General features: G+C 37.0%; 5 protein-coding genes. All 5 read right to left on the reverse strand.

All coding sequences use genetic code 11. The features are described 5' to 3' along the window. Positions 1 to 329: 329 nt before the first annotated feature. Entirely contained in the window at positions 330 to 860 is a 531-nt protein-coding gene (gene spmB / locus AC1DTM_RS19280; RefSeq protein ID WP_002086660.1) for a spore maturation protein SpmB, read from the reverse strand. Continuing rightward, on the reverse strand, positions 857 to 1,453 hold the full coding sequence (gene spmA, locus AC1DTM_RS19285; RefSeq protein WP_016104312.1) for a spore maturation protein SpmA: 597 nt from the start codon (positions 1,451 to 1,453) through the stop codon (positions 857 to 859). Before spmA ends, spmB begins: the two co-directional genes overlap by 4 nt. Continuing rightward, positions 1,446 to 2,570 (reverse strand): D-alanyl-D-alanine carboxypeptidase family protein, encoded by a 1,125-nt coding sequence (locus AC1DTM_RS19290; RefSeq protein WP_002158617.1) that lies wholly within the window; start codon positions 2,568 to 2,570, stop codon positions 1,446 to 1,448. The genes spmA and AC1DTM_RS19290 overlap by 8 nt, the downstream gene beginning before the upstream one ends. A 113-nt stretch (positions 2,571 to 2,683) precedes the next feature. After that, positions 2,684 to 3,598, reverse strand: coding sequence for a superoxide dismutase (locus AC1DTM_RS19295; RefSeq protein ID WP_016104311.1), 915 nt, complete (start codon positions 3,596 to 3,598; stop codon positions 2,684 to 2,686). 105 nt (positions 3,599 to 3,703) lie between these two features. Further along, a partial coding sequence (locus AC1DTM_RS19300) for a DUF3907 family protein (protein ID WP_477000670.1) occupies positions 3,704 to 4,122 on the reverse strand: 419 nt, incomplete at its 5' end.

Here is a 4,122-nt window from a genome sequence, read left to right on the forward strand (position 1 = left end):
CAATACCTGCTTGCGCAATCACTTTTTGTAATCGTTCCATCTCTTTTTTTCACCTCAAATTTATCTTACCTTACATTAGAAAGACTTGGCAACCGCCTAAGCTTTATGCCATTTACTTCGCCTATCTTTAACAACATAGCAATGATAATAAACGTATAAAGGCTATACCACGTTTTCACCCTTTATTATTATTTACACTTTTTCATGTTGTCCACGATAAAAGTTCACCATTTTGTCAAAAATACCGCATAAAAAAACCACTATTAAACTACACGTTAATAGTGGTCGTATACGTATTATAAGCGAAATAGCGAAAAAAATGAATAGCATTACCGAAACAATAGGGAAACAAACACAATCGAACAAATAATTCCGATTAAATCCGCAAAAAGTCCCACCTTTAATGCATCTCCCATTTTTCTAATACCGACAGCCCCAAAGTATACTGTTAATATATAAAAAGTCGTATCTGTGCTACCTTGCATCGTTGAAGCTAACCTACCAATAAACGAGTCTGGCCCATATGTAGCGATTAAATCGGTCGTAATACTTAAACCAGCAGATCCCGAAATCGGACGTATAAGTGCAAGTGGAACGATTTCGGCTGGTACATGAATAAAGTCTAACATCGGCTTCATTACCGATATCATCGCATCTAAAGCACCTGATGCCCGGAAAATAGAAATAGATACAAGCATTCCAACCATAAACGGCAAAATGGAAACCGCAATTTGAATCCCTTCTTTTCCGCCCTCAACGAACGATTCATACGTTGGAACTTTCTTTATCGTGCCATACAAAAGGATAAAACCAATTACACAAGGAATTACCCATAATGAAATTGTATTTACAATACTCATTTTTTCCGCCCCTTTCTACTCCTTCTCCGGTAAAAATAGCGGTCAATCCAAATCGCTCCAATCATCGATAACACTTGTGCTATAAATGTTACGCCAACGATTTCAGTAGGGTTTGCTGATTCATAAGTCATTCGAATTGAAATGACAGTAGTCGGAATTAATGTAATTGCTGAAGTATTTAATGCTAGAAACGTCACCATAGAACGACTTGCTGAATCCTTTCCACCATTTAACTCTTTCAGTTGTTCCATTGCTTTAATACCTAAAGGTGTTGCTGCATTACCTAACCCAAAAAAGTTCGCCATCATATTTGATAAAATGAATCCCATTGACGGGTGACCCTTCGGTATTTCTGGAAATAATCTTTTTACTATCGGCATAAAAAGTGATACTAACTTCTTTAACAATCCAGCTTCCTCAGCAATTTTCATTAAACCGAGCCAAAATACTAAAACACTAATAAGCCCAATACAAATCGTTACAGCATCTTTTGACCCTTCAAACACTGCTTTGGTCACTTCTTCCATCGTTCCATTTATCATGGCATACACAATMCCTATAACTGCCATCGCTGCCCATACGAGATTAACCATCTATCCCAACACCTATCATGTAAGAGAAGATTTCTTTTACGTTATTCCAATACATTCCCGTTGTAGCTACTAACTTTCGTTTACTGTAAAACAAATTTCGTTCTCCAACTTTCTCGTTCCCTACATAAATTTCTGTCTTCCCAATCTTTACTCCATCCGTAAGTTTTTCACTTTTATCGAGCTCAACTTTCAATAACACGCTCTTTCTTTCCTCTTCAGTTAAAGGTACAGAAAAACTATTTTTCGTATAAACATGATTGGCATATTTCTTTTCATTTATTTCAGCGAGTGCGCCTTGTCCTAAAACTTTCGCTTGCTTATAGCGTTCAAAGCCTTTATCAAACAAATTCATATGATCATCCCAGTCACTAGAAGCACTCAAAGTTACGACAATTAAATCTAGTCCATCTTTTGAAGCTGTTGTGACAAGCGTCCGTCCTGCTTTCTTCGTAAAACCTGTCTTTCCCCCTGTTGCAAATTCATAATAAGATGTCACAAGCTTATGTTTATTTTTCCACGGATAATCCCAAGAATCTGATTTATACGTTTTTGTTCCAAAAATTTTCTTAAAGGTCTCGTTCCCCATTGCATATTTCGTTAATAATGCCATGTCATAAGCCGACGAATAATGCGATCCATCCCCATCCAAGCCATGCGGGTTTGAGAAATGTGTATCTTTCATTCCGATTTCTTTCGCCTTTTCATTCATTAAATATACGAACCCTTCTATACTCCCTCCCACATTTTCAGCAATTACTTGTGCTGCATCATTACCAGATCTAAGCATTAATCCGTAAACTAAATCTTCTAGCTTCACTTTTTGTCCAGGTTTTAAATAAATTGCCGATCCTTCTACTCGTACCGCTTCATTACTAACCGATACTAACTCTTTCATTTTTCCTGATTCAGCAGCTAACAATGCTGTCATAATTTTTGTTATACTAGCAATTTTTTGTGGCTCATGTTCTAATTTTCCATATAGCACACGACCGGATTGTTGTTCCATTAAGACTGCGTTACGAGCACTGACACCACCGTTCATTTTTGCATATGCAGGAATCGGCATAACGCTTGCGTACATTATAATTAGCGTAATTATTATACAAATCCGTCTCATATTTCCCCCCCACGTCCTTTTGGCACTTTTTGTACAAGTTTATGCTTGGCCTTTTAAAATATGAACGAAATCTTCCTTCCACCTCCACTAAAAAAGACGCATGGGATATGCGTCTAATACGGTGTCCATTCAATTTGCTTCGCACTTTCAAATCTCTTTTCTACATCTGGCCAATTTACAACATTCCACCAATTTTTAATATATTCATCTTTTCGATTTTGATATTGTAAATAATACGCATGTTCCCATACATCCAGTACAAGGAGTGGTATCGTATCCCACTGTGTAAACAATTGATGAAGCGTGCTTTGCAAAATTTCTAATCTTCCGGACCGAGGCACCCATACAAGGATTGCCCATCCAGACCCCTCAACTTTCGAGGCCGCCTCTGTAAAATGTTTTTGGAAACGTAAGTAACTCCCAAAATCCTTCTCAATTTCTTGTGATAATGCCCCTCGTGGACCCCCGCCCCCATCTTTTTTCATATTATTCCAAAATATCGTGTGTAAGTAATGACCTGATCCATGAAAAGCCGCTTCTCTTTCCCAATGCTTAATTAAATCAAATTGATTTGTTTTTCTCGCTTCTTCCATCATCTTCTCTGCTTTATTTAATCCTTCCACGTAACTACGATGATGTTTATCATGGTGTAACATCATAATTTCTCGTGAAATGTACGGTTCTAGCGCATTATATGGATAAGGTAATGGTGGAAGGGTATGCCCCCCAATCGGAACAGCGCGTTCGCTATCCCCTCTTTCACATAGTTCATATTCCTCTCCTTCTTGCATAAATACTTCCTGTAAATGGTGTTGAATATGTTCTACATCCTCACTTATTTCGTACATAAACTCGGCATCTGTGTCGTATTCATGCTCTTTCATACGCTCTAATAACGTCTGAATTTTATAAGCAAGCATATGGACATCATACACTTCCATTGCACGGCTATCTAATACGTGAAGAACACTTTCACACCAACTTTCTACTTCATGAAAGTAATCTGTAAATACACCTTGCTGACTCATGTTACACCTCCTTATTGCTATCCACTTAAATATATTCAATGAAAATCCCTTATATAACTGTACAAAAGGAAAAGAAGCTAAGTGTCCTTAGCTTCTTTTCCTTAATTAATATTTGTGCAACATTTTTGTTTGGTAATCTGTCTCATAATATTCTAGTTCTTCACGCATCAATTGAAATTTCCCTTCTAACTCCTTCATCACTCGTTCTATAGATACAGGAGGGATTTGCTGAAAAACAATAGAATTTTTCCCTGTATAAGCAGAACGACTATTTTCATACCAATGATCATTCTTTGGCGAAAAAAACTCTGCAATTACTTGATGGTAAATCTTATATAAAACTTTTTCAGCTGCGGTCTTTCGAAATGGTTGGCCATTCAACAAAACAAAACATGCATCAAGTCCTTCTTCACAAAAAACAAGAAGTCTTCTTATTGATGCTAATATACCTTTATAATATTGCTCGTTTCCTGTTGGTGTCTCCTCCAATAAAGAAGGTAACGTATGATAATTCACATAATTAG

This window comes from Bacillus sp. P4_D3, assembly GCF_056401855.1.